At 42.2% G+C, this 26,104-nt stretch carries 20 protein-coding genes and 1 tRNA gene; 8 read left to right on the plus strand and 13 right to left on the minus strand.

What is annotated here, in order from left to right:
• Positions 1–354: 354 nt before the first annotated feature.
• The 4 genes from fbp (at position 355) to opcA (ending at position 6,178) form a co-directional block, all read left to right on the plus strand.
• Positions 355–1,404, plus strand: coding sequence for a class 1 fructose-bisphosphatase (fbp, locus tag H6G73_RS12925; protein ID WP_190605004.1), 1,050 nt, complete (start codon positions 355–357; stop codon positions 1,402–1,404).
• A gap of 351 nt (positions 1,405–1,755) precedes the next feature.
• On the plus strand, positions 1,756–2,901 hold the full coding sequence (tal, locus tag H6G73_RS12930; RefSeq protein WP_190605006.1) for a transaldolase: 1,146 nt from the start codon (positions 1,756–1,758) through the stop codon (positions 2,899–2,901).
• 159 nt (positions 2,902–3,060) lie between these two features.
• Positions 3,061–4,590: a glucose-6-phosphate dehydrogenase gene (gene zwf / locus H6G73_RS12935; RefSeq protein ID WP_190605008.1), complete on the plus strand. Its 1,530-nt coding sequence runs from the start codon at positions 3,061–3,063 to the stop codon at positions 4,588–4,590.
• A gap of 214 nt (positions 4,591–4,804) precedes the next feature.
• Complete coding sequence (gene opcA, locus H6G73_RS12940; RefSeq protein WP_190605010.1) at positions 4,805–6,178, plus strand: glucose-6-phosphate dehydrogenase assembly protein OpcA; 1,374 nt, start codon at positions 4,805–4,807, stop codon at positions 6,176–6,178.
• A gap of 282 nt (positions 6,179–6,460) precedes the next feature.
• On the opposite strand, the gene H6G73_RS12945 is transcribed toward opcA, so the two are convergent.
• The 3 genes from H6G73_RS12945 to prfC form a co-directional block, all read right to left on the minus strand.
• Complete coding sequence (locus H6G73_RS12945) at positions 6,461–6,949, minus strand: RNA recognition motif domain-containing protein (RefSeq protein ID WP_190605012.1); 489 nt, start codon at positions 6,947–6,949, stop codon at positions 6,461–6,463.
• Between the two features lie 701 nt (positions 6,950–7,650).
• Positions 7,651–9,771, minus strand: a complete 2,121-nt coding sequence (locus tag H6G73_RS12950; RefSeq protein WP_190605014.1) for a zinc metalloprotease HtpX — start codon at positions 9,769–9,771, stop codon at positions 7,651–7,653.
• 144 nt (positions 9,772–9,915) lie between these two features.
• On the minus strand, positions 9,916–11,544 hold the full coding sequence (gene prfC, locus H6G73_RS12955) for a peptide chain release factor 3 (protein WP_190605016.1): 1,629 nt from the start codon (positions 11,542–11,544) through the stop codon (positions 9,916–9,918).
• Between the two features lie 126 nt (positions 11,545–11,670).
• On the opposite strand from prfC, the gene H6G73_RS12960 reads away from it, so the two are divergent.
• Together H6G73_RS12960 and hemB are read left to right on the plus strand one after the other, a co-directional pair.
• Complete coding sequence (locus tag H6G73_RS12960) at positions 11,671–12,012, plus strand: DUF4870 domain-containing protein (RefSeq protein ID WP_190605018.1); 342 nt, start codon at positions 11,671–11,673, stop codon at positions 12,010–12,012.
• A 274-nt stretch (positions 12,013–12,286) separates the two neighbouring features.
• The gene (gene hemB, locus H6G73_RS12965; protein WP_190605020.1) at positions 12,287–13,267 is read left to right on the plus strand and encodes a porphobilinogen synthase; all 981 of its coding nucleotides are present in this window, start codon (positions 12,287–12,289) and stop codon (positions 13,265–13,267) included.
• 156 nt (positions 13,268–13,423) lie between these two features.
• Here hemB and mutS read toward each other — a convergent pair whose 3' ends face one another.
• Entirely contained in the window at positions 13,424–15,985 is a 2,562-nt protein-coding gene (mutS, locus tag H6G73_RS12970) for a DNA mismatch repair protein MutS (RefSeq protein WP_190605022.1), read from the minus strand.
• A gap of 230 nt (positions 15,986–16,215) precedes the next feature.
• Here mutS and H6G73_RS12975 point away from each other — a divergent pair, with 230 nt between their 5' ends.
• The gene (locus H6G73_RS12975; RefSeq protein ID WP_190605024.1) at positions 16,216–17,505 is read left to right on the plus strand and encodes a hypothetical protein; all 1,290 of its coding nucleotides are present in this window, start codon (positions 16,216–16,218) and stop codon (positions 17,503–17,505) included.
• Between the two features lie 26 nt (positions 17,506–17,531).
• Here H6G73_RS12975 and H6G73_RS24430 read toward each other — a convergent pair whose 3' ends face one another.
• The 7 genes from H6G73_RS24430 to H6G73_RS13005 form a co-directional block, all read right to left on the minus strand.
• Entirely contained in the window at positions 17,532–17,990 is a 459-nt protein-coding gene (locus H6G73_RS24430; RefSeq protein WP_244997511.1) for a DUF4276 family protein, read from the minus strand.
• Positions 17,954–18,175, minus strand: coding sequence for a hypothetical protein (locus H6G73_RS24435; protein ID WP_242034189.1), 222 nt, complete (start codon positions 18,173–18,175; stop codon positions 17,954–17,956). The genes H6G73_RS24430 and H6G73_RS24435 overlap by 37 nt, the downstream gene beginning before the upstream one ends.
• Entirely contained in the window at positions 18,169–19,368 is a 1,200-nt protein-coding gene (locus H6G73_RS12985; RefSeq protein ID WP_190605026.1) for an AAA family ATPase, read from the minus strand. Before H6G73_RS12985 ends, H6G73_RS24435 begins: the two co-directional genes overlap by 7 nt.
• A gap of 115 nt (positions 19,369–19,483) precedes the next feature.
• The gene (coaBC, locus tag H6G73_RS12990) at positions 19,484–20,725 is read right to left on the minus strand and encodes a bifunctional phosphopantothenoylcysteine decarboxylase/phosphopantothenate--cysteine ligase CoaBC (RefSeq protein WP_190605028.1); all 1,242 of its coding nucleotides are present in this window, start codon (positions 20,723–20,725) and stop codon (positions 19,484–19,486) included.
• An 86-nt stretch (positions 20,726–20,811) separates the two neighbouring features.
• Complete coding sequence (gene isiD, locus H6G73_RS12995; protein ID WP_190605030.1) at positions 20,812–21,024, minus strand: protein IsiD; 213 nt, start codon at positions 21,022–21,024, stop codon at positions 20,812–20,814.
• A gap of 156 nt (positions 21,025–21,180) precedes the next feature.
• Positions 21,181–21,816, minus strand: coding sequence for an alpha/beta hydrolase (locus H6G73_RS13000; protein WP_190605032.1), 636 nt, complete (start codon positions 21,814–21,816; stop codon positions 21,181–21,183).
• Positions 21,817–21,917: 101 nt separating this feature from the next.
• Positions 21,918–22,292, minus strand: coding sequence for a winged helix-turn-helix transcriptional regulator (locus H6G73_RS13005; RefSeq protein ID WP_190605034.1), 375 nt, complete (start codon positions 22,290–22,292; stop codon positions 21,918–21,920).
• Positions 22,293–22,398: 106 nt separating this feature from the next.
• Between H6G73_RS13005 and H6G73_RS13010 the strand changes: the two genes are divergently transcribed.
• Complete coding sequence (locus H6G73_RS13010; protein WP_190605119.1) at positions 22,399–23,502, plus strand: alkene reductase; 1,104 nt, start codon at positions 22,399–22,401, stop codon at positions 23,500–23,502.
• On the opposite strand, the gene recN is transcribed toward H6G73_RS13010, so the two are convergent.
• Together recN and H6G73_RS13020 are read right to left on the minus strand one after the other, a co-directional pair.
• Positions 23,486–25,237, minus strand: a complete 1,752-nt coding sequence (gene recN, locus H6G73_RS13015) for a DNA repair protein RecN (protein WP_190605036.1) — start codon at positions 25,235–25,237, stop codon at positions 23,486–23,488. The two genes, H6G73_RS13010 and recN, sit on opposite strands and share 17 nt — an antisense overlap.
• Positions 25,238–25,803: 566 nt before the next feature.
• A tRNA-Leu gene (locus tag H6G73_RS13020) sits at positions 25,804–25,884 on the minus strand.
• Positions 25,885–26,104 lie beyond the last annotated feature (220 nt).

Consider the following 26,104-nt stretch of genomic DNA (forward strand, 5'->3'; position numbering starts at 1 on the left):
AATATATAACTCAGTCCGACTAGTAGTTAAAGCTTTGTAAAGATGACCACTAGTCGGCTTTTGTTATTTTTATCAGAATAGGTCAAATCATGTCTGATAGAGTTTAAGGCTAAAAATCAAAACAAAAGCGTAAAATTACAAGATTTTGCCAATTTATGGCTAGATAAAGTCACCATTATTTATTGACCAGACCATGTCAATCTTTTTGTAGATGAGTCAGCGCAAATCTTCATTTCTTTAGTTTATATAAAATCACATTTAAGTTATCAAATTACCTTTCTAAGATAGAGACAGTGACCTCAAGTTACTACCGAGAAAACCTAACTACTAGCAAATCGCTAGGGAGTAACAAAAATGGCTCAAGTGCCAGACTCTTTAGATATACCTACTAATCATGCTTCAGACCAAAGTCTAGACCGTGACTGTACAACCTTATCTCGTCACGTTCTCCAGCAATTGCACAGTTTTTCAGCAGATGCACAAGATTTAAGTGCTCTCATGAACCGCATTGGTCTAGCGGGGAAATTAATCGCTCGCCGATTGAGTCGTGCTGGTTTAATGGAAGGTGTGTTGGGCATTACCGGAGAAGTTAACGTCCAAGGAGAAACTGTCAAAAAAATGGACGTTTATGCCAATGAAGTGTTTATTTCTGTGTTTAAGCAAAGCGGTTTAGTATGCCGCCTAGCTTCTGAGGAAATGGAGAAACCCTACTACATCCCAGAAAACTGTCCGATTGGTCGCTATACTCTCTTGTACGACCCCATTGATGGTTCCTCGAACACAGATACAAACCTCAGTTTAGGTTCAATTTTCTCTATTCGCCAACAAGAGGGGAATGATCTAGATGGGGAGGCTACAGATTTACTTTCCCATGGCAGGAAACAATTAGCTGCTGGATATATTCTCTATGGTCCCAGCACTATGTTGGTTTACACCCTTGGTCAAGGTGTACATTCCTTTACTCTTGACCCTAGCTTAGGGGAATTTATTCTCAGTGAAGAAAATATTCAAATGCCTGCACATGGTGCAATTTACAGTGTGAACGAGGGTAATTTCTGGCAATGGGAAGAGCCATTTAGAGAATATATCCGCTATGTACATCGCACGGAAGGTTATGCGGCCCGGTACAGTGGGGCTATGGTGAGTGATATTCACCGGATTTTATTACAAGGTGGTGTGTTTCTTTATCCTGGTACAGTAGCAAAACCAGAAGGTAAATTACGGCTTTTATATGAATCTGCACCTTTAGCATTTTTAATTGAACAAGCTGGTGGTCGTGCTACTACTGGGAAAACTGAGATATTAGATTTTGTCGCTACAAAACTTCACCAACGAACACCACTAATTATTGGCAGTAAAGATGATGTGGCGAAAGTTGAGTCTTTTATAAAACAAGGTAGTTAATTATTTGTTAAATCTAGCCGCCACCAAGAGTTAATGAGAGCAAAATGACAATTATATTTTGCAGGAAAAAGATTTGGTGTTGCTGTATCAACTAGGACTATAAGGCTGGGCAGGGATACGGGAACTTCCTACCCAACTCTCATATTTTTTCCGAGTCATTGAGAACAAGATTGCCAATGTGACATGGGAATGCAGGATTAACTTTGTTTTGGCAGGAAGTTTCAGAATTATCTCAGTGGGTTGATGGCATTGATGATGAGCGAGGTCAAAATGCAAAAGACACCATCCTGTGAGTAAGTCTCGCAAACTTCACTGACAAACATTGTTAACAAGAGTGTAATCAAAACAACTATGACAACCAATCATTTATTAGAGATTAAAAACTACGGTCAAAGTATCTGGATGGATAATTTAAGCCGTGACATTATTCAATCCGGAGAACTGCAAGACCTAGTAATTAATCAGGGCATCTCTGGGATTACTTCCAATCCTTCCATCTTTGAAAAAGCAATTGCTGGTAATGCTATTTATGATGCTGATATTGAAGCGGGAATTCGTGCTGGTTTACCAACATACAAAATTTATGAATCCTTAGCTTTTGCAGATATCCGCAGTGCCTGTGATATTTTGCGTTCTGTGTATGAAGCAAGCAACAGGCTAGATGGTTATGTGAGTATTGAAGTCCCTCCCACTATTGCCCATGATACTCAAGCTACCATCAACGAAGCCCGCCGATATTTTCAAGAAATTGGGCGGGAAAATGTGATGATTAAGATTCCTGGAACTGAGGCAGGTTTGCCAGCGGTGGAGGCAGTGATTGCCCAGGGAATCAATGTGAATGTGACTTTGTTATTTGCTGTCTCCAGTTATGTTAATGCGGCTTGGGCATATATTGGCGGCTTAGAAAAACGGGTATCTGAAGGGAAAGATATTAGCAAAATTGCTTCTGTAGCCAGCTTTTTCTTGAGCCGGATTGATAACAACATAGACGCTAAAGTAGATGCCAAGTTGCAGCGGGGTGTTGATGATATTTCCTTGAAAGCTAAACTTGGGGCTATCAGAGGAAAAGTAGCGATCGCTAATGCCAAAATCGCCTATCAAGAATATAAAAATATAATTGAAAGTGATAGGTGGCAAGCCCTAGCTGCAAAAGGGGCAAACAAACAGCGTCTCCTGTGGGCTAGCACCAGCACCAAAGACCCCACCTACAGTGATGTTATGTATGTCAATGAACTGATTGGTCTAGACACAGTTAACACTCTCCCTCCCAACACTATTCGGGCTTGTGCAGATCACTGTGATGTAGCCAATCGTCTCGAAACAGGCACAGAAGAGGCTTATACCCTAATTGATAGCTTGCAAGACCCAGACATCAACATTGACATCAATAGCGTCATGGATGAACTACTCACAGAAGGTATTGACAAATTCCTCCAGCCCTTCCAGTCCCTAATGAACTCTTTAGAAGGGAAAGTCAAGTTATTGTCACCAGTATAGGGGCTGGGGAATGGGGAATAGGAACTTAATCTTATCCTCAACCTTACACCCCTTTCCTAAACCGCAACAGGATGAAAAATCCCACTTAATCGACAAAAACAGGCCAATTCATCCTGTTCACCTTTAATCCTTTAATCCTGATCTACAATCCAACATCCTATGGTCAGTTTGCTAGAAAATCCCTTGCGCGTTGGTCTCCAACAACAAGGGATGGCCGAACCCCAAATTATTGTTATCTTTGGCGCTTCCGGGGATTTAACCTGGCGCAAACTTGTTCCCGCACTGTTCAAATTACGTCGGGAAAGACGCATTCCCCCAGAAACCACCATCGTTGGTGTGGCCCGTCGGGACTGGAGTCATGACTACTTCCGCGAGCAAATGCAAAAAGGGATGCAAGAAGCCCACGCTAATGTTGAGTTAGGGGAATTATGGCAAGACTTTTCTAAAGGCTTGTTCTATTGTTCCGGTGACATCGACAACCCCGAAAGTTATCAAAAACTGAAAAACTTCCTAGCAGAACTTGACCCCCAACGGGGAACAAGGGGAAATCGGATGTTCTATCTTTCCGTTGCCCCCAACTTCTTCCCCGAAGCTATTAAACAGCTAGGTGCAGCGGGAATGCTAGAAGACCCCTACAAACACCGTCTAGTCATTGAAAAACCCTTTGGTCGTGACCTAGCCTCTGCCCAAAGCCTCAACCAAGTAGTACAGAAAGTTTGTAAAGAAAACCAAGTCTACCGGATTGACCATTATTTAGGTAAAGAAACCGTACAAAACCTGTTGGTCTTCCGCTTTGCTAACGCTATTTTTGAACCCCTGTGGAATCGGCAATTTGTTGACCACGTACAAATTACCGTGGCGGAAACTGTAGGGGTAGAAGACCGGGCTGGATATTATGAAAGTGCCGGGGCATTGCGGGATATGCTGCAAAACCACCTGATGCAGCTTTACTGTCTAACAGCGATGGAAGCACCTAACTCTATGGATGCAGACAGTATCCGCACCGAAAAAGTTAAGGTCTTACAAGCCACTCGCTTGGCAGATGTGAATAATCTGGCCCGTTCTGCCATTCGTGGGCAATATAGCGCCGGCTGGATGAAAGGTGAACCAGTTCCTGGCTATCGAGAAGAACCAGGAGTCAACCCCAACTCCACCACCCCCACCTATGTGGCGATGAAGTTTATCGTTGATAACTGGCGTTGGCAAGGTGTCCCCTTCTATTTACGAACTGGTAAGCGGATGCCGAAAAAGGTGAGTGAGATTTCTATTCACTTCCGGGAAGTCCCTTCCAGAATGTTCCCCTCTGCTGCCCTGCAAGCTAACGCTAATATTTTGACCCTGCGGATTCAACCTAATGAAGGTATTTCCCTCCGGTTTGATGTGAAAATGCCCGGTGGTGACTTCCGCACCCGTTCCGTTGATATGGATTTTACCTATGGTTCCTTTGGTATCGAAGCTACATCCGATGCCTATGACCGCCTGTTCCTAGATTGTATGATGGGTGACCAGACATTATTTACCCGTTCCGATGAAGTGGAAGCAGCTTGGCGAGTAGTAACACCTGCCCTCTCCGTTTGGGACTTACCCGCAGACCCTGCTACGATTCCCCAGTACGAAGCCGGAACTTGGGAACCAGCAGAAGCAGAATTATTAATTAACCAAGATGGCCGTCGCTGGCGCAGACTCTAGAATTGCCAATTTTTAGAGTTGAGATTTTTGATTGGTGATTGAAAAAATTATTACCCATGATTCAATCATCAATCCTAAATCTATAGCAGGTGACAGGTGACAGCGCTAAAAGCCTTTTGCTGTCTAAGTTTTATCCTTAGTTAATGTCCTAACTGCTCTGTCCATTGCTATATCCAATTATCTCCCACCCAAAACCCAAAATCCAAAATTGACTATGGCTCCCCAAGCTTCTACTATTTTTTCACTGCAAGCCCCCAAGGATGTTTCGCTCACAGAAATTGAAGCGGAACTCAATCAAATTTGGCAAAGTTATGGCATTCAAGGCGATGATGGCGGCTTACCTGCTGCTACTCGCGCTACCACCTTTACTTTGGTAGTTTATGAACCGGAAGAAACCCAATATTTGTTAGCTGCCACAGGTTTTTACAATGGCCCCATTGATGGAATCTTGGGGCCCCAAACCCAAACAGCTTTGCTTGCACTCCAGAAAAAACATAACTTGCCTGAAACTGGAATTGGTACTCCAGAAACGCTAACGGTGTTGCGGGAAGAATACTTTAAAAAGCAGCGTAGCGGTGCCATGGGCGATAATCATGGTGCAGCTATGGGCTATACTTTCAGCCCCACTAGCCCAACCATTGCTGACGAAATTGCCCTTCGCAACCCTTGTCGGATTATTGCCCTCTGTCCCATTGCTGGAGAGGATGAAGGGGTCAAGGCACAGGTTTCAGCCTATTGTCCTATTCAAAAGCAATCTTCTAACACTTTGATTTGCTGCGAATACATTACCCTAACTGGCACGGCAGCGGCTTTAGAACGGATTGGGGGTATGATTCCCGCTTTGTTGATTGGTGGTTTGCCTAAATTTTTGTGGTGGAAGGCAACACCAGATTCCCACAATCCTTTATTTAAGCGATTAGCAGCAGTCTGTAATAACGTTATTGTTGATTCTTGTAACTTTAACGCTCCAGAAGAAGATTTACTGACTCTGGAAAATTTAATTGAGACTGGCGTGCCTCTGGCTGACTTAAACTGGCGACGTTTGTCTGCATGGCAAGAATTGACTGCGGAGGCTTATGACCCTCCTGCCCGTCGTGCTGCACTCAAAGATATAGACCGCATTACCATTGATTACGAAAAAGGCAACTCTGCCCAAGCTTTGCTTTATTTGGGATGGTTAGCTAGTCGTTTGGAATGGCAACCTCTTGGTTATAAAAAAGAAAGTGGTGATTACGATATCACCAAAATTGCGTTTTTGTCTAAAGACCAAAGACAGGTAGAAGCGGAATTAGCTGGTGTACCTGTGGCTGATATTGGTGAAATTGTCGGTGACTTAATAGCTTTGCGCTTGACTTCTACTAACACTCAAGCAAATTGTGGTACAGTCATTTGTTCAGAAACTGGTGGTTGTATGCGAATGGAGACTCACGGCGGCGCACAGTCTGCTGGTTTGTTCCAACAAATTACTTCTCTTTCAGAACAAAAACCAGAGGTGTTGTTGAGTCAACAAGTACAACGTTGGGGACGTGAGGCGTTGTTTGAGGAAAGTTTGGCGGTGATTGCCAAGACTATCAAGTTGGGGAATTGAGATGTGATGTAGGAGAAATGAAGCAGTTAGCTAATTTCTCTAAAACTAAATTAATACCCTCTTTCTGTGATGAAGGGGGTATTTTTTGTGCTGCTCACTAATTATCAAATTTTGGGTACAGGTTAAGCGATCGCTCACTGAAACCTGGAACTGCTGGATGACTAAATTGTATTTTTTCATCCATTGTCTACCTCTCTCGTGAGGGGTAATTTCCTAACCATGTTAAAAATTAAAAATCAAAATTACCTTGATTTTTAATTTTTAATCTGGCAGAGGTCTCGATTAATTGGTGGCTTGTGCTGCTAGCATTTGTTTGAGCTTTTCTAATTCGGATGCCCAGCGAGGGTCTGGACGAATTGCATCAGAATCATTATTGCTGCTAGTTTCGCGCACTGAGTTACCACGGCGAGATTTCTTAGAGCCTTTGTCCCGACGGCTATTTTCTTTATTGCCACTAGGAATAGGTGCACTAGTTTGGCTAGCTGCTTTGGGTGCTTGTTCTTCACCCTCATCCCCCTTGGTACGGGGTAAAGCTTTCTCTAGCTTAATAGGTGTGTCTTTGAACAATTGACCATTGTATTTTTCAATAATTTGGTCTGCTTGTTCATCGTTGTTAACTGTTAAAAAACCGAAACCACGACACTTACCTGTTTTGCGGTCTTTGATCAGCTTTGTAGTAACAGCATCACCTTCAGCTGCAAACACTGCTTGCAACTCTTGACGATCTATTTCTTCTTTTGGCAAATTACCTATATATAGGCGAACAGACATGAACTATACCTCCAGAGTTGACATGAAAATGGCAAGGCCAGAAAACAATTACTTGGCTTTGGCTTTATAAATAGATGCTATTGACTAATATCGCCATAAACCAATCTTTTTAATCCAAACTCTCAACCTATACAATACAGTTTTTCGTTGGGATCAAGCTTTTGTAATAAAAAAGCGTTGCTACGCTTCCTTAATAACACCTTAATTTTAAGAATCGTAAATTTAAAGCCCACTGTCCACCAGAGTACAATGAATTCTTCTTATCTTTGGCCCGCAGAATAACATACCATTTCTTAACATTATCACGCTATGTTCTACGTAGCTAGTTCAGCAGACACTTTTCTGCCGATAGTATTATTGCATCGTAGCATAAAGTATCTTTTTTTGAACAAAGCTGGTGAGAGGAAACAAAAACCAGCCACTGGCTGGTTGATTTGCTGCTGTGTTGGGAGGATCAAAGGGGATGGATCAGTACCAGCAGCCAGAGCAATAACCAAGCTGGGGGGCTGAGTTAAGTCTGTTGCCATTGATTTCGTAAATAAATGTAACACTTCTTGAAGATGCTCGCAACTTTTGTTTACATAGCGGTGTGTCAGTTGCCAGTGGCAATTGTAGAAAAACTGACGACTGACGAGGCAAGAGGTTTTCACAATGTTGGTGCACAGGGGGTAATCATCACTAATCACCCAGACTTGCTATGCTTAACCTGTGAGTAAAATATATGCTCCTAAAGCTTGAGCCGCAACTGCCAATACCGTAGACCCGATGGGATGGGGGCTGTTAATGGTTTTGCCGCTTTGATTTTCCAAGGTTTGAATATCAATCCAAGGTGTTGCACCTCGTCGCAACCAACCTGTGACGATAACCTGCCGACCAATCCATTCTTGGGGTTGAATAGCTTGTCCTAACCAAGAAATGTGGTGTAGTTTCACCAAACCCTGCTGGGATTGCAGAATCAGGTCTTGGGCTAGGGAGTTGTCGCTACCAGAACGACCTAGTAGTCTACCGCTAAGACGGACACTAATGCTGTCAATGGGTAGGATTGCTGGGTCAGCTAGAAGTTGGGGTAGTTGGGCTGCCATTGGCAAATTCCCATTGGGAATGTTGGGGAAAAAGCTGTTAATTCGGATAAACGTACCAATACTAAAGCCGATTAACAAACAACCTGTGACAAAAGACCCGTTGTCATAGATCCACTTGAGGTTAAGTAGATGAATGGCATAGGCTAGCTGCCAAGTCAACCAAATTCCTCCTGCAAACAAAATACCTAAGGGCATTCCTAACCAAGGGGCAATTTGCAGTAAGAAAGACTGAGGCTTGACTTGGAAAGGCTTCTGGTTAATTAAATGTAACTCTGTATCCAGGTGCCAGTGACGAGCAATTTGACAAAGGCGTTCGAGGCGATCGCCCATTAAAGGGTGGCTATTATTGATCGTAAACCATTGGCGATAGGGATTGGCATTTTCCCACATTAAGAACGATTCAAAGGGCATATAACCTGCCAGACTGCCCAAGGAAAGACTTTGTTGATATCCCACTGGGGCGAGGAGGTTGAGACTTTCTAACTCCCAACAGGTGCTTTCTTGTTGGACTACATCACCTGCAATGCCAATGGCTATTTTCAATAAAGCCCGAATCAGTCCATTGGGATTTCCCGTCGTTTCTGCGGCCAAGCGATCGCTATGGTAAAGTCGCATTCGGGAGTTGAACAGGGCGGTGCTAGTGAGTAACCACCACAGTCCATATAACACATTTGACAAGGTGCTAATAGGCCAATACCAAGGCTTTTTGAGTTGATTTGCCCAAGCTGCAACTTCCTGATACATCAAGTACAGTGGCACTGTTAGCACCATGACCAAGGACATAACCATAAAGTCCCATCTGGTCATCTGTCCTAAGGATAATGCGTAGACCGCAGCGATTTCATCATCCTCTAGTTGTTCCAAAAGTCCTTGACTGACTGTAATTCTGGCAGTGCGGGCTAAATTACCATAGGTGAAAATCAATGGTGCTGACAAAGGCACAATTCTCAGTTGAGGCATAGGCCAGCGTCGCTGTTGACAAATCCTCTGTATAACCCTTGTGGCTTCCCGACTATAGCCATTTAATGTCTCTGCTGATAATTCTCGCTGATTGTAAAATTCTGCTAGTAGGCGGTCAAGAATCCAAGGTGATAGGACAATTAAGCCCAGCAGACAGACGAGAACAAAAATGCTAGGGTCGGTAAAGAAAATCTGTACGGGCAATGGAAATGGCAGCTTAGTTAGTATCTGCCCAAACGCACCCATGGTAAATTTCAGCATTTCCTTTAACAGCCAAAACACCAGTAGGAAGGTGCCTAAGGCAATTAGCCGGTCAGGCATTAAATTAGGCTTACGTAAAGGTTGCCAAACTTTAGCCCTTCTAGCTGATCGCCAAAAAATGCTCAAGGGTTGATTTTCGTCCCTGGTAATGTCTGTAACTAGATAGTTAGCCTGAGGATGATCTAGATGGGGGTTTTGAAATTCAACGCCTGTGTCGAAATTATTATTGGCTGTTTTTAGTCGTTGATGACGGTTTTTTAAATGTTTGAGAGCGCGTTTTGACCACTCTTGAACTTGGGCATTACTGCTTTCCATCAAATTTTGGCACAGGGCGACGGCTTTAGCGACTTCGCCTGTGCGGGCATAAGCCATAACTAAGCCAACTTTTGCTTGTAAACAAGCATTTTCTTGCTTTTGGTTTTTGGCAATTGGTTCTAGTTTAGTGATTGCGGCGTAGTAATTTCCTTGTTTGAGGGCAACTAAACCAGCCTCCAAAGACGATTCGGCATGTGAAGGCATAGAAATTTTGGTACTCCAATCTCTGCTAGGTGATACACGGTGGTGCAAAAGTGTGAAATTGAGATACCCTGACAGTAGCTTTGCTCCAAATTTAAATTAATTTCCCCCAAAGGGGGCTTAATTCCATGCAGCAGCAAGTGTGAGTTAAGTTTCCACTGGTTTTTGACTGGAAAATACAGGGGCGATCGCGCTTAATTTTAATTCGGGATGGTCTCCCTGTAGCTGTTGACAATTCCATTCATTGCGGAATAATAGCACTGGACGACCCATACTGTCTTTGACTGTTGTAGTGTTGAATAAACGTCCCACTTGATTTAAAGCCTCCCAACCACCTTCAACCCAACGGGCCACGCTGTAGGGCAGTAATTCGAGTAAGGTTTCCACACCATACTCATTTTGTAGGCGAAACTGCACCACTTCCAATTGCAATTGACCCACTGCTGCCAAGATTGGATCGCGTTTGGACTCATCGATAGAGTACATAATTTGTACAGCCCCCTCTTCCCGTAATTCCGATACACCTTTTTGGAATTGCTTAAATTTGGATGGATTGGGGTTTCTGAGTTGGGCAAACAGTTCTGGTGAGAAATAAGGAATACCTTCATATTCCAACTTTGTACCTGTATAGATGGTGTCACCAATCGCAAACACACCTGGGTTATTTAAACCGATGACATCGCCAGGATAAGCCACATCAATCGATTCTCGTTCTTGGGCAAACAGTTTTTGGGGTCGGGAGAGACGAACAACTTTGCCAGTGCGTGCATGGTTTACTGTCATATCTTTTTCAAACTTCCCTGTACAGACCCGGATAAATGCCACGCGATCGCGATGTTTAGGGTCCATATTCGCTTGGAGTTTGAATACAAAGCCGGAAAATTCGGGATAAGTGGGGGGGACTTCACCAATGCTGCTGTTATGTACACCAGGCTTCAAGGCGTAATCTAGGAAGTAATTCAAGAACAGTTCTACCCCGAAGTTGGTCATGGCGCTACCAAAAAAGACCGGGGTCATTTTTCCTTGATGAACCAAATCTAAATCCAGTTCTGGCCCTACTCCTTCCAAAAGCTCCAAATCATTTTTAAGTTGGTGATAAAGTTCTTGCTCCAACAACTGCTCAATTCTGGCATCACCTAAATCAATGATCGTATCCCTTGCTTCACGGCTACCATGGGCGCTGCGTTCAAACAGGTGAATTTGTTCCTTTTGGCGGTCAAACACCCCTTGAAAGCGATCGCCCATACCAATGGGCCAATTGACTGCATAGGTTTGTAATCCCAATTCTTGCTCAATTTCGTCTAACAGTTCCAGAGGTTCTCTACCTGGACGGTCAAGTTTATTGACAAACGTAAAGATAGGTATGCCCCGCAGTTTACAAACCTCAAACAACTTCCGCGTTTGTGGTTCCAAACCCTTAGCCGCATCAATCAGCATTACCGCATTATCAGCAGCCGCTAAAGTCCGATAAGTATCTTCGCTAAAATCTTGGTGTCCCGGTGTATCCAATAAATTGATTTGACAATTCTGGTAATTAAATTGCAACACCGTTGAGGTGATAGAAATACCCCGTTGCTGTTCCATAGCCATCCAGTCGGAAGTAGCTTTACGCTGGGCCCTTCTTGCTTTCACCGCCCCAGCTTCATGGATTGCACCTCCGTATAAAAGTAGCTTTTCTGTTAAAGTAGTTTTACCAGCATCAGGGTGAGAAATAATCGCAAAATTGCGGCGTAGTTCCACCGCTTCCGTCAGTTCTGTTTGCAGTTCACTAGACATTTTTGTGTAACTTAACTTAAATTAACGTAATTTTTCTCCACTACAGGGAGTCTTTTCATCTTAAGACAATGATGCTCATGATAGGGTCGTAATATAATCAAGGGCCTACCTGCCAAGGAGGAAAAAATGTACGACGCGGACAAGCGAAAGATATTATCTGCGCTGTGTCACGGAGCAATTTTTTTCAGCACCACTTTTGTCTCGGTTGGTTTACCCATTGCCATCCTCTTCATATCCGATGATCCGGTAGTTAAAGACAATGCCAAAGAATCTATTAATTTCCACTTCAATGTCTGGTTGTATGGTGGAATAATTGGATTTCTAGTGTGGATTACATTGTTTTTACTATTTCCCCTCGCAATTATTGGATATTTACTCCATTGGGGATTGACAATTTGGGCGATTATTCGGGTTTTTAGTAATCCTGATCAACCCTTTCGTTATCCCTTGATTTTCCGCATCATTTAGGACAAATTATGGTAATTAGTATTGAATAGCCATGGCTAATTACCCGATTTTCCTAAATCAATGAATGGCAATTATTGAGACGGTTTTTTTGAGTCTTTTGTGCTTAAACTTCAGACCAAGCAGTACAACACAAAATTGCCCCACAGCTTCATCAACAGTAGGGCAAAGGACAGTTAAGCACTGCTTGTAGTGTCTCTGACGAAAGCAGCCTAAAAACCTGCTTTTGTGCCGCTTTGTTATTTGTCCATTGCATTTTTATCCTGCATACAAGTATATGTTTCCTACACATCGCCCCCGCCGTTTGCGTACTCATCCCCAATTACGTCGGATGGTACGAGAAACCGTTTTAACCACTAGCGATTTGATTTACCCATTATTTGCTGTTCCTGGTGAGGGTATTGCGAAGGAAGTCAAATCTATGCCTGGTGTCTATCAGTTATCGGTAGACAAAATTGTTGAAGAAGCCAAAGAGGTTTACGACTTAGGAATTCCCGCTATTATTCTATTTGGAATTCCTGCGGATAAAGATGTAGATGCTACAGGGGCTTGGCACGATTGCGGTATTGTGCAAACAGCAGCCACCGCAGTGAAACAAGCAGTTCCCGATTTAATTGTAGTAGCTGACACCTGCTTGTGTGAATATACAACTCATGGTCATTGCGGTTATTTACAAGTTGGTGATTTAACAGGAAGGGTATTAAATGACCCGACTCTAGAATTACTCAAGAAAACAGCTGTATCTCAAGCTAAAGCGGGTGCAGATATTATTGCACCTTCAGGCATGATGGATGGTTTTGTCCAAGCGATTCGTAGTGGTTTAGATGAAGCAGGGTTTCAAGACACACCCATTATGTCCTATGCTGCTAAATATGCCTCTGCTTACTATGGCCCCTTCAGAGATGCAGCCGAATCTACACCCCAATTTGGTGACAGACGCACCTACCAAATGGACCCAGGTAATTCCCGTGAAGCCATTAAGGAAATAGAATTAGATATCGCTGAAGGTGCGGATATGCTGATGGTAAAACCAGCATTGGCATATATGGATATTATCTGGCGGGTGAAGGAAGCTAGCAATTTGCCTGTTGCTGCTTATAATGTGTCTGGCGAATATTCAATGATTAAAGCGGCAGCTTTGAACGGTTGGATTGATGAACAGCGCGTTGTGATGGAAACCTTAACTAGCTTTAAACGTGCTGGTGCAGATTTAATCTTAACATACCATGCCAAAGATGCGGCTAGGTGGTTAGCTTAAGTTGCATTGATGTTTCATAAAGAGGTACAGAGAGAATCACAGTTTCTTTGTGCCTCATCTGGGATTTTTCAGTGAAGATACTGGAAAATCCTGATTAACGCTTAGACACTCAAAGGCTTTTGGCACTGTAACCTGTAACCTGTAACCTGTAACCTGCTATTCTAAATTCTTCAAACCAATAGCGATTTTACTGTGTTTTTCAATTTGTCCCATGACTTGTTTTGCTCTTTGAATAACTACAGTGGGTAAACCTGCTAATCTTCCAGCTTCAATTCCATAGGACTTATCCGCACCACCTGGTTGAACTTGGTGCAAAAAGATGATTTGGTCTGGCAGTTCTTTGACTGTGACTTGATAATTAGCTACATTAGATAGCATTCCCGCCAGTTCGTTTAATTCATGGTAATGGGTGGCGAAAATCGTTCGCGCTTTAATCTCCACTGCTAAATATTCAGCTACGGCCCAAGCAATAGAAAGACCATCAAAGGTGGCAGTACCTCTGCCAATTTCGTCTAATAAAACTAATGATTGAGCAGTTGCATGGTTGAGAATATTGGCGGTTTCGTTCATTTCTACCATGAAGGTAGACTGTCCTGTGGCTAAATCATCAACTGCACCGACACGGGTAAAGATGCGATCGCACAATCCCAATTTAGCAGAGTGGGCAGGAACAAAGCTACCAATTTGCGCCATTAACTGAATTAACCCCACCTGACGTAAATAACAGCTTTTACCACTGGCATTGGGGCCTGTTAAAATGACTAAATCTGCTGACTGGTCATGAGTTTGTTCTTCTTTCCCTAACCAAGTGGAATTGGGGACGAAAAACCCCGCAGGTAAAGACTGTTCCACCACAGGATGACGACCATTAATAATTTCTATTTCTCTCCCAGCAAGAATTTCTGGACGACAGTAACCTTGTTTAACTGCCAATTCTGCTAAACCACATAATACATCAGCCGCAGCAACCGCACGAGACAAGTTACGAATCATCTCTGCTTGCTGTCCCACTTCTTCACGCAAAGCTACAAAAATTTCATATTCCAACTGATTTAAGTCGTCTCGTGCGGTAAGTATACGCGCTTCCCTTTCTTTTAATTCTGGAGTGATATAACGTTCTTCGTTTGTTAAAGTTTGCTTGCGAATATAATTACCGGGTACTTGGTCAGATTTAGCGCGGGAAATACTAATGTAGTAACCGAAGGTTTTATTAAACCCTACCTTCAACGTAGGAATTCCCGTTTTCGCTCTTTCATCTACTTCTAAATTAGCAATCCATTGCTGGTCTGATTCTACGGTAGCTTTTCTTTCATCTAATTGAGGATTTATACCAGCACGAATTAACCCCCCTTCCTTGAGGTGAATTGGTGGTGATTCTACGATATGGTGATGTATTTTTTGTGCTAGTTCTTCTAACACAGATGGAACTTTTTGCAAAGCCTTAAGGAAGGGTGAGTAAGCGTCACTAACTAACCGTGATAATTCTGGTAAACGAGAGACAGAATCAGCTAGGGCGACTAAATCCCGTGCATTGGCTGTTCCTGAACCTGCCCGACCTGTTAACCTTTCTAAATCGTAAATTTGCCGTAATAATTGCCGTAAATCTTGACGTAATGGTGTATTCTCAACTAGTTCTTGAATTGTATCTTGTCTGGCCTTGATGCCTTTAACATCCAGTAGCGGTTGTAACAACCATCTTCTTAATGCTCGTCCACCCATAGCGGTGCTGGTTCTATCTAAAGCCCATAACAATGAACCATGAAACGTACCATCTCTGACTGTTTGGGTAATTTCTAAATTACGTCGGGTTTGGTGGTCAACAATTAAATAATCGGTAATAGTATAGGTGCGTAGGGTCTGGAGGGGAATCGGGTTTTCTTTTTGGGTATCTTCTATATATTCCAATAGACCACCAGCAGCGCGAACTGCCAGGGTGAGGTGTTCACAACCTAAACCTTCGAGCGATCGCACTTTAAATTTCTGCAATAATTTAGTTCTGGCTTCTCCTTGAGAAAAGGGTAGTTGCGATCGCAAGCTATAACAAAAAGCAGGTGGTAAACATTGGGGAAGATGGGGCGATGTTTCCCCAGGACGAAGTAAACTACCTAAATCAGGGGCATTGGTGGGAACTAGTACCTCGGACGGTTGTAACCGCATTAATTCTTGGGTTAGGTGTTCTAAATCACTACCCTGTGTGGTGAGGAATTCCCCAGTTGATATATCCGCATAGGCTAAACCCCAATGATTAGCCGCAATTACCACAGCCGCTAAGTAATTATTGCGACTGGCTTTGAGCATGCCTTCTTCCAGCAAAGTTCCAGGGGTGAGGATGCGGGTAACTTCCCTGCGAACTAAACCTACAGCTTCCGCAGCATCTTCTACCTGGTCGCAGATTACCACTGCATAACCTTTTTCTACCAACAGTGTTGTATAACGTTCCCAAGCATGGTGAGGAACACCAGTCATTGCCACTCGACCAACTTCACCACCATGTTTGCTGGTGAGAACTAATTCTAATTCTCTGGAAACAGTCACCGCATCTTGGAAAAAGGTTTCAAAAAAATCTCCGACTCGATATAACAGCAGTGCATGGGGATATTTATCTTTCATTTCCACATAATGCTGATACATCTTACTTAGCTTGCTACGGTCTGCTATCTGTCGCGTATCGCTAAGAGGTGTATTTTGTTGATTGGGTTCCGGTGTAGGAGTTGTCATAAGCCATTAAATATAAAAATTAAAAATTAAAATAGAATGCTGAATTTATACTGAAAGAACTAAAAATAACTACAGGCACAGTATCCGATGATAGCGTGGTCAGGGATAGGGAAAGCGATCGCTCAAAATATTTTTAACCTTCCACCTCTGTTTCCACCCCCTACTACCAGGAACTTGCTGTCAAAACCCCCATCACATAGTTATAAAAGAGTAGTGAGAGATAAAAAACTATGAAATTCACCACTTTAAATACTTCGTTTGCATTTATACTATTAAGTCTAGTGTTTGCACAAGCAGGTTACACACAAGATACTGATACAAAAACATCAAAACTCTTACCAGAAGTAGCTAGATTAAGGTCACAAGGACAATCAGGGTTACAAACCTTTCTCAAATCCTATGTTAATAACTTAACATCTCCACCTGCTGCACCAATCAAAACTGCTTTAGACCAACTATGTCAACAAAAAGACTGTTATGCGTCTCAATTGTACTGGTACACCGACTTAGAACAAGCTAAAGCTGCGGCAAAAACTAGCGGTAAACCAATTTTATCTTTACGATTGCTAGGTAGATTAGATACAAACCTCAGTTGTGCGAATAGTCGGTTTTTCCGCGTCGCACTTTATCCTAATCAAGAAATTTCCCAATATTTAAGAGACAATTTTATTTTACATTGGCAAACAGTGCGTCCAGTTCCAAGAGTCACCATTGATTTTGGTGATGGACGCAAATTAGAAAGAACAATTACAGGAAACAGTATTCACTACATTTTAGATAGTTCTGGTCGTCCCGTTGATGCAATTCCGGGACTGTATGGGCCTAAGGCTTTTCTCAAACAACTCAATCAAGCATCAGTTATAGTTAAAGACTTAGGTAAACGCCAAGGTCAAGAATACGAAACTACATTACAACAATATCATCTGCGTCGTCTTGATCAAATTGCTAATCAATGGAGAGAAGATTTAGCAAAATTAGGTATTCAATCTCCACCCACATTAGTTGAACTTCCTGGTAATTCCATCTCTACTAACGCTAGATTAGCTGGTTCTTTGGCTGTTTCTAAAGCAGTGGTGGAAAGACCTCTCATCAATGCCATTGAACCTGATACATTAGAAAATAATCCTAGTCCCTTCGATATTATTGACCAAAGAACTTGGAATAGATTAGCAAGACAATATCAAAATGATGCCAAACTAGATAGCAATAGTATTGCTTTAATTAAAGCCAAGAAATTGCCCAATGTTACAGATGAAAATAGTCTAGCCGATGTCATTCGTAATTTTGAAAACGTAATGGCTTTGGATACTGTGAGAAATGAATATGTCTTCCACAGACAAATCCACCAATGGTTTTTACAAGGAAATGACACAGCAGATGTCAATCAACTCAATGAAAAAGTATATGCTGAGTTGTTTTTAACCCCCAGTTCTGACCCTTGGTTAGGATTAACTAATAATAATGCTTATAATGCTATTGATAATGGTGGGATTGTGGATAATTCAGCTTCATTAAAATGATAGGTGATTTAGTCCCTAGAATTTTATCATTCCTCATCAGCTTGACTGCTAGCTATACAGATTTTTGCTGTTAAAGTGGTAAAGAAGCGATCGCAATACGGTGAAGCTTGACGAACTTTATCTACATCTATCAATCCTAGCAGTTTATAGGCATGGTTAATTTTGTGATATTCACCCTTGCTAGTGCTACGACTTGCCAATTTTAGGCTAGGTTCCAAATCATCTTTGACAATATTCTCTACATTGTTATTTAGGGGAATTTTATTCCTTCTAAATCCCTGTCCATAAAATTCGCTGAGAGTTTCAATATCAGCCATAAACCAAGCTTCCATCGCTTGTACCATTAAATGACAATTATCATCATTAACTCCTGCTGGTTTATCCCAATTATCCCTCAATTTCAAATGTTCCCAAGGAGAACTTAGTTTTACAGGCGCTTCTGCATCTACTAGTAATACATTAAATGCCTCTGGATGGACTTTAATGCATTTTTAAAATCCCGTAAGGCATGATTACGAGTACCACAAATAATAATATTCCATCTAATTTTGTGGGTTCTTGCTAAATCAGATAATGATTTAAACAAATTACTAAATCCAGCTCTGAGCCATTTTTTAGTATCTTTACTATCACCACCACCTTCTATATAAATTCTAATTTCTTTCACCATCTCCCACCACCAATTTCACCCATTAACCAAAGATCACCCAACGTATAGTTTTCTAACCAGTCTTTTAATTTTTCAGTTTCAAGTCTGTGGAGATGAGATCCTTTTTTATCTCTTTCACACACAATCACAGATTCAGGATATTCACTCAAAGCAGAAACCAAAGCATCAGAGTGAGTTGTCACAACTAATTGTGTTCTCTGGGAAGCTTCAATTAACATTTCAGCAATCGTTGGTAAAATATCTGGATGTAATCCGATTTCTGGTTCTTCAATACAAATCAATGGTGGAGGTGTGGGGTCAAGGAGTAAACCCATTAAAAATAGATATCTTAGAGTTCCATCAGATAAACGAGTTGCAGGAATTGGTTGAATTAGACCTTCTTCACGAATAAATATCTGTACTGTACCACCATATATTCTTACATCTAATTCTTCTGCTTGCTCATAGAACTTTCTCAGTTTTTCAATTATTTTTTGATTACCTATTCTGTACTTTAAGTCATTTAAAAAAAGACCTAAATTACTGCCATCTTCTAGTAAAGGATGTTGTGGTAAATCTGGTTTTTGGGCGTTTCTAGGTTCTGAATATCTGCCCATTTGCCAGTGACGATATAAACCTATTTTGGAAAACTCTGTACTAAGATAAGAAAGCTCCGGATACAAATCAGGATCTTTTCTTTGGGATAAAACTGACTGATCTAAAATTAAATCTTCTCTACGCAGCTTTCGTTCATATCTTCCTCCATCATCTTTGATTGTATTGATATTTAAGACTGGACGGCCCTTTTGATAACGATAATAAAAATATACATCTTCTTCTCCTTCATAGGCTTGTTCATTCTCAACAGCTTCATCTACTACTTCCAAGCGTTGAGCGATTGCAGTCCAGCTAAGATTGTAGTTTAAGTTTTGGGATCTAGTAGGATAATCTAAAATAACTTCTATATTAGCAATTGATGTTTCCTGACTACCTTTCCATAAAAATTCACTAACTCCTCCTCCTTGACGAAAAGGAGCAGGTAAATCCGTTGGTGTTGCTTTTAAAATACTAAAAGCTTCTATTAAGTTAGATTTGCCTGATGTATTAGCACCAATTAATACATTTAGCGGCTGTAGTTCTATTTCTACTCCCTCACTCCCATAAGAAAGGAAGTTTTGTAATTTTATTTTGTGAATAAATCTTTTGCCTTCCATTTGCTTCTCTAATAGTAATTCTCAAAATATATACAAAAATCTGGATATAGCACAATAAAATATGTGAAACTGAAAAAATAGCTAGATTTACAAATAAAGCTAAGATTACTTTATTTTATATAATTTTGATTCCTTCCAAAATCGGCACAGTCAAATCAAATAAATAATGTGCCATTGCTAATTTAGAACATGGTGGAATTTCTATTTGCTGTCCTTGCTTGTCTAAAAATACAGCTTGATTCTGATCACTACCAAAACCGCTATCAGGTTGGTCAATGGGGTTAGCAACGATAATATCTAGTTTTTTGCGTTGTAATTTTTCTTTGGCTGGAGTAATAATATCGCCAGTTTGTGCGGCAAAACCAATCAGTAATTGATGGGGTTGTTTGCGTTTGCCTAATTCAGCAACTATATCTGTGACCGGTGCTAAAGGTAGGTTTTCGGGGAGCGATCGCTTGGGTAGTTTTTCGCTACTATAATCTCTAGGTTTAACGTCGGCCACTGCGGCAGACATAACAATTACATCAGCTTTTGGCAAGGCATCTAACATTGCTTGCTGCATTTGGTCTGCACTGACTACAGGAATCGGTTCTACTCCCAACGGTACTTCCCAACTCGCAGGGCCATGTACCAATATAACTTTTGCACCTCGGTGCATTGCTGCTTGAGCTAAGGCTAACCCCATTTTACCTGTGGAAGGATTACCAATAAATCTTACAGGGTCAAAAAATTCCCTTGTTCCTCCGGCACTAATTAAGACGGTTTTTCCTGCTAAGTCTCGGTTACCGTGAGTGTGGAGTAATGATTGGATATGATTAACAATGGTTGGGGGTTCTGCCATTCTACCAGCACCGATGCGATCGCACGCCAACAGCCCCGATGCGGTACTCATTCCATGATAACGCCTATCTGTTAACAATAGCTGCCAGTTGCGTTGCACAGCTACCTGTTCCCACATGTCTGTATTCATTGCGGGTGCCAACAACACGGGACAAGTAGAAGCCAGCACTGTATTTGTCAATAAATTATCTGCCATCCCATAGGCTAACTTGCCTAAAGTGTTGGCAGTTAAGGGCGCAATAACTATTAAATCAGCCCATTCACCCAATTCAATGTGCAAAGGGCGAGAATGTATTGGTTGCCAAAAACTATCATCCGTATAGGCAGGATGACGGGATAAGGTTGCTAATGTTAAAGGCGTGATAAATTCCTGGGCAGAACGAGTCAAAATCACTCGTACTTCCACACCAGATTTAAATAGTCGAGATACTACTTCACAGACTTTATAGGCGGCAATACCGCCGCCTACACCAATGAGAACCCGACTAGAGGATTTTGGATTTACGGTTGACTGCATTTACACTTGCAAATCAAGCAGATTTTAAGATAGTAATTCTGATACCACTGACCCCAGACCCCAACTCAAATTCCAATTTTGCAATTTTAGGCTTCGTCGTAAGGTTCTAAATCTAAGAGATAGATATAGGGTTCAACTAACTCTGGACGCTGAAAAGCAATTGCCCGTAGTAGATGCCAATCATTTAAACCCTCAAACGCATTGCTGTAGTTATCCAACTCTAGGCGTGTTGCTAACTCTTGAACATCTTCTGCTGTCATGGCAGCAATTTCGTTTTTGGAAATGCTGAGAGTTTTCATAATGCTTGCCCCTCCCTTTTACAGCACTCGCATTCAGCTTGGGGTGGAGTCGTGCTAAAATCTTCCACCCAATCTATCTTACTCATTAACGGGCTTCTATTTTGTAAACATTTTTCTGATTTATAGCCTATTTTGGAAAAGATACATTACAGAGTCTCACCCACGATCTGCACCATCAATCTCAAGAATAAAATTGCGTAACACATCTAACATTTCTACATCAATTTCATGACCCATATCAAACTCGTGGTATTCAATCGGCACTCCCAGATTTTTAGCCATATCTCTGGCTTTAATTGCTGCTTGCAAGGGTACGACTGTATCCTGTCTCCCGTGCATGATTAATGTGGGTGGAAAAGTAGTTTGTGTCGTCGTTCCCGTCCCCGGATGTAGATAACCACTCATCATTACTAAACCTGCTAAAGGTAGATTTAAACCCACATCCAGAGTCATGGCACCACCTTGAGAAAATCCACTTAAAATTGTGCGTGATAAAGGTACACCAGTTTGACTTTCTAAAGATAGCAACCAATCTATCAATAATTGACGACTTTCTGGCAATCCTTGATACATATTTTCTGCTTGTAAATCATACCAAGCCTTGCCGTTAGGAGCATAGGGATAGGGATAGGGTGCATTAGGCAAGACAAATTCATAGTCTCCTAAGTTTAAATAGGGCAATAAACCTGCTACATCCTGGGCATTTGCACCCCAACCATGTAAAGTCACGATTAAACCCTTAGGTGTACTGGAGGAAGAAGGAAACTTGATATATTCCAAAGTTGTGGTCATAACAAATTGGTGATAGAGGAAATTTTTAATTAAAACCTGGGGAAGATGACTAATTTGCTTTTGCTCAGACTGTGAATTTAATCAAATCATCAAAACAGGAATTATACTTGCTGCTGTTCGTAGCGATCGCGTGCAGCTTCCACCTCCTCGAAGTATTTTCTTGACCAATTAGCGATCCCTAGTAAGGGGTCAATGAGGGTTTTTCCTAAAGCTGTGAGAGAGTATTCAACGTTGGGGGGCATTTCTGATAATACCTGACGTTCAATTAATCCATGCCGTTCTAATTTCCGCAGGGTTTGAGTCAGCACCTTTTGGGAAATTCCTTCAATGCGACGTTGAATTTCTGTGTATCTTCGTGAACGGTAGGCTAAACAATACAACACAATTACACTCCACTTATCAGCTATCACATCCAAAATTTGTTGAGTTGGACAATTGAGAGTGAATAATTCTGGTTCTGGAAAGTCGTCTAACATTTCCCCCACGCACCATTTGGTACCTTATTGTGTTTGTGCCGCAGTTATTTTAGCCTGAAGTAGCCAAGGATTGAGCGTTTTTAGACTAGAAACTGAGTTGATCATGATGAGTTCAACAATAGATTTGTTTGCACCTGTGCAATTAGGTAGATACACCTTACCAAACCGCATAGTTATGGCACCGATGACGCGGTTGCGGGCAGTTGGGTCAATTCCCACATCGTTGATGGCAGAATATTATGCTCAAAGGGCTTCAGCTGGGTTAATTGTGACCGAATGCACGATGATTTCGCCCCTCAGTCATGGATATATTAACTGTCCCGGTATTTACTCACCAGCACAAGTAAGTGCTTGGAGGCAGATAACAGGAGCAGTTCATGGTCAGGGTGGTAAAATTTTTCTACAACTGTGGCACAGTGGACGGGTAGCACATCCTTCTTTACTCAATGGTGAATTGCCTGTTGCTCCCAGTGCGATCGCTGCTGTGGGAACTCTACATACTCCCATGGGTAAAGTTAATCTAGAAACACCCCGTGCGTTAGAAACTGAGGAAATACCCCCAATTGTCGAACAATTTCGCCAAGGTGCGGTAAATGCCCTAGAAGCTGGGTTTGATGGCATTGAGTTACATGGGGCGTTTGGTTATTTAATTGACCAGTTTCTGCAAGATGGGTCTAATCAAAGAACTGATCAATATGGGGGTGCCATTGAAAACCGCGCTCGTTTTCTGCTGGAGGTAGTGGAGGCAGTTTGTCAAGTGTGGGAAGGCGATCGCGTCGGGATTAAATTATCTCCCAGCAATACATTTTATGGGATGGAAGACTCTAACCCTAAAGCCACATTCAGTTATGTGATTGAGCAACTAAATCGCTTTTCCCTGGCTTATATTCATTTAATGGAACCCAACGAACAAGATTTAGCCACCGGTGATGTGATCAATCCCGTGATTTCCACTTTTCGTCCCTTATATCAAGGGTTAATCATTACCAATGGTGGTTATGACAAATCGACAGCTAATCAAATTCTCGCCACAGGTGGGGCAGATTTAGTTTCCTTTGGCAAGCTGTTCATTGCTAACCCAGACTTACCTGAACGTTTTGCCATTGATGCTGTCTTCAATGCCCCGGATTTTGCCACAGTTTATGGCAAAGGAGAACAGAATTTAGAGCAAGGTTACACTGATTATCCCTTCCTCAACCCTTCTCCTTAATTTGTCGGTGATTAGCTGCTTGTAGTAATAATGACTCTGCAAAGGCGATCGCTTCGTTGGCTGATTTTCCCCCCGCTAACAGTGCTAGTTCTTCTCGTCTGGTGCTTAAGTTATCTAAACTCGTAACTCGCACCACAGTACGTTGTTCAGCACTGCCATTGCTGGTTTTATTGCCCTTCCCTTGATTAATTACTTGTTTATCGACACGAAAATGGCGGTCTGCCATCGCTGCCACTAGAGGTTGGTGAGTCACACACAATACTTGATGACTACTACTGAGTTGGTGTAACTTCTCCGCTATAGCTTGGGCAACTCTACCAGAGACACCCACATCAATTTCATCAAATACCATTGTGGCTGCTGCATCCGCTTGAGTAAAACAAGCCTTCAGCGCCAATAAAAAGCGGCTCATTTCCCCCCCAGAGGCAATTTCTGTTAATGGTTGCAGTGGTTCACCGGGGTTGGGGCTAAACATAAAGGTAATTTTATCTGCACCTGTGGCAGTGGGGGCAACGGCAGAAATATCAATTTGAAACTTGACTTTATCCATTGCTAAAGGTTTCAGTTCGGCAATTAAGCGGAATTCTAAATTAGCTGCACTTTGGCGACGCAGTTGGGTTAATTGCTGACTAACCTCTAAAAGATATTGTAAAAAGGCTTGTTCTTGCTGTTCTAAAATTTCTATTGACTGTTCATTATCGTTCAGTTCTGCCAACTCAACTTGGATACGCTCATAGTATGCGATCGCTTCTCCTAGAGTGGGGCCATACTTGCGACAAATTTGTTTTAATTCCCGAATTCTTTCTTCTACTTCCTCTAATCTTTGGGGATCAGCTTCTAAATTTTCCCCATAGGCATTAATTTGTCTCCCCACCTCCACCACAGCCGCTTGAGCATCGCGCACCAATTCCAGCAACGTTTCTAATTGGGAGTCAAACTCCACCATGTGATTTAATTTGGTTTCACTATCTGCCAACAAATCAGATGCGGTGGGGCTTTCATCATCATTTTGATACAAATCTTGATAAACCTTGTAACTCATCTGTTGTAAATCAACAACATGGTTCAAGCGTTCCCGTTCTTGACTTAATTGTTCCATTTCTTGGGGATCGGCGAGATTAGCTGCACCCAATTCTTGGACTTGATAAGTCAGTAAATCTAATTGTTGTAGTCTTTCCCGTTCCGAAGTGCGGCGTTTTTCTAAGGTTTGGTGTGCTTGATGATAGGCATTGTAAGCCGCGGCTACTTTGTGACGTTGTTCAATTAAAGCCTCACCACCATATAAATCTAACCAATCCCGGACTTGAGCAGATTGCCCTACTTGTACAGTTTGTCCTTGGGCCGTGATTTCCACCAAGCGATCGCGCAATCCTACCATCAACTGACGGTTCACCAACACCCCATTTACCCGTGAACGACTGCGAATATTACTTGTTGTCGCCGTAATTTCCCGGCTAATCACCACAGAATTATCATCAATTAAATCAATTTCCTGCTCACTCAACCAAGCTGCCAAGGGAGGATTAACCGCGAAAGTCCCCTCTACCAATGCCCGGTGGGTTCCTGTGCGTAATACTCGACTAGACACCTTCCCACCCAAAACCGCATCCAGTGCATCTAAAATAATCGACTTTCCCGCACCAGTTTCCCCTGTCAATACATTCAGTCCCGGCCCAAATTCCAATTCTAACTGGTCAATTAGGGCAAAGTTTTCAATTCTTAGGCATAGCAACATCAGGTCACAATCTCCGTGAGGGCAAATGCCGGATACATCCCTGTTCTATCTCTTCATACCTGCCCTAGTAACATAGTGATTTTGAGGCATGGCAGTAGAAATAAAACCACACCTATTTTGACATAACCTCGATTGTATCTACTAGGGAAGAAGAAGTTCAGGAGTTCAGGAGTTCAGAAGTTCAGGAGTATGCCTACGGCACGCTGGGCGAACAGAAGTCAGTAGGGGCGGGTTTACACATATCATCAACTATGAACGAGAATTTTGGTAAACCCGCCCGTACAGGAGTATGCCTACGCCACCCTGCGCGAACAGAAGTCAGTAGGGGCGGGTTTACACATATCATCAACTATGAACGAGAATTTTGGTAAACCCGCCCGTACAGAAGTATGCCTCCGGCACACTAAGTGAACGTGAACAGAAGTTCAGCCGCAATGGCATTAATTATTCTGTAACTCCTGCAACTTCTGTAACTTCTGAACTTCTTCCCCCCAAACGCAACAAGGGCAAGCAAAAAGGTTCGGTGTAAAACTCGTCCTTTTAACTTGCCCATATCACCTTTAATATGCGGATGGCGAGACTCGAACTCGCAAGGCAAAGCCACACGCACCTCAAGCGTGCGCGTATACCAATTCCGCCACATCCGCACGGGTTGCCTGAATAAACAATATAGCACAACAAGATAGATACAGTGCAATATTTCAGCAAAATTTTTCACAAATTTTTTCCGGTTTCTTGGGAAATAAATAGAAATTAGATGGCCGCACAAGTGATATGAAAAGGAATAGAGTGATAAGACCAGTTACGGTTAACTCACTACAGCCAATTTCGGGAAACTGCTCAAGACTGACGCTAGAAATCTTGTTA

Source organism: Richelia sinica FACHB-800, from assembly GCF_014698825.1.
Taxonomy (GTDB): Bacteria; Cyanobacteriota; Cyanobacteriia; order Cyanobacteriales; family Nostocaceae; genus FACHB-800.

What these genes read in the sequence shown, in the direction of transcription:
- fbp (WP_190605004.1), top strand. Translation starts at nt 355, where the DNA reads ATGGCTCAAGTGCCAGACTCTTTAGATATACCTACTAATCATGCTTCA.
- tal (WP_190605006.1), top strand. Translation starts at nt 1,756, where the DNA reads ATGACAACCAATCATTTATTAGAGATTAAAAACTACGGTCAAAGTATC.
- zwf (WP_190605008.1), top strand. Translation starts at nt 3,061, where the DNA reads ATGGTCAGTTTGCTAGAAAATCCCTTGCGCGTTGGTCTCCAACAACAA.
- opcA (WP_190605010.1), top strand. Translation starts at nt 4,805, where the DNA reads ATGGCTCCCCAAGCTTCTACTATTTTTTCACTGCAAGCCCCCAAGGAT.
- H6G73_RS12945 (WP_190605012.1), bottom strand. Translation starts at nt 6,949, where the DNA reads ATGTCTGTTCGCCTATATATAGGTAATTTGCCAAAAGAAGAAATAGAT.
- H6G73_RS12950 (WP_190605014.1), bottom strand. Translation starts at nt 9,771, where the DNA reads ATGCCTTCACATGCCGAATCGTCTTTGGAGGCTGGTTTAGTTGCCCTC.
- prfC (WP_190605016.1), bottom strand. Translation starts at nt 11,544, where the DNA reads ATGTCTAGTGAACTGCAAACAGAACTGACGGAAGCGGTGGAACTACGC.
- H6G73_RS12960 (WP_190605018.1), top strand. Translation starts at nt 11,671, where the DNA reads ATGTACGACGCGGACAAGCGAAAGATATTATCTGCGCTGTGTCACGGA.
- hemB (WP_190605020.1), top strand. Translation starts at nt 12,287, where the DNA reads ATGTTTCCTACACATCGCCCCCGCCGTTTGCGTACTCATCCCCAATTA.
- mutS (WP_190605022.1), bottom strand. Translation starts at nt 15,985, where the DNA reads ATGACAACTCCTACACCGGAACCCAATCAACAAAATACACCTCTTAGC.
- H6G73_RS12975 (WP_190605024.1), top strand. Translation starts at nt 16,216, where the DNA reads ATGAAATTCACCACTTTAAATACTTCGTTTGCATTTATACTATTAAGT.
- H6G73_RS24435 (WP_242034189.1), bottom strand. Translation starts at nt 18,175, where the DNA reads ATGGTGAAAGAAATTAGAATTTATATAGAAGGTGGTGGTGATAGTAAA.
- H6G73_RS12985 (WP_190605026.1), bottom strand. Translation starts at nt 19,368, where the DNA reads ATGGAAGGCAAAAGATTTATTCACAAAATAAAATTACAAAACTTCCTT.
- coaBC (WP_190605028.1), bottom strand. Translation starts at nt 20,725, where the DNA reads ATGCAGTCAACCGTAAATCCAAAATCCTCTAGTCGGGTTCTCATTGGT.
- isiD (WP_190605030.1), bottom strand. Translation starts at nt 21,024, where the DNA reads ATGAAAACTCTCAGCATTTCCAAAAACGAAATTGCTGCCATGACAGCA.
- H6G73_RS13000 (WP_190605032.1), bottom strand. Translation starts at nt 21,816, where the DNA reads ATGACCACAACTTTGGAATATATCAAGTTTCCTTCTTCCTCCAGTACA.
- H6G73_RS13005 (WP_190605034.1), bottom strand. Translation starts at nt 22,292, where the DNA reads ATGTTAGACGACTTTCCAGAACCAGAATTATTCACTCTCAATTGTCCA.
- H6G73_RS13010 (WP_190605119.1), top strand. Translation starts at nt 22,399, where the DNA reads ATGAGTTCAACAATAGATTTGTTTGCACCTGTGCAATTAGGTAGATAC.
- recN (WP_190605036.1), bottom strand. Translation starts at nt 25,237, where the DNA reads ATGTTGCTATGCCTAAGAATTGAAAACTTTGCCCTAATTGACCAGTTA.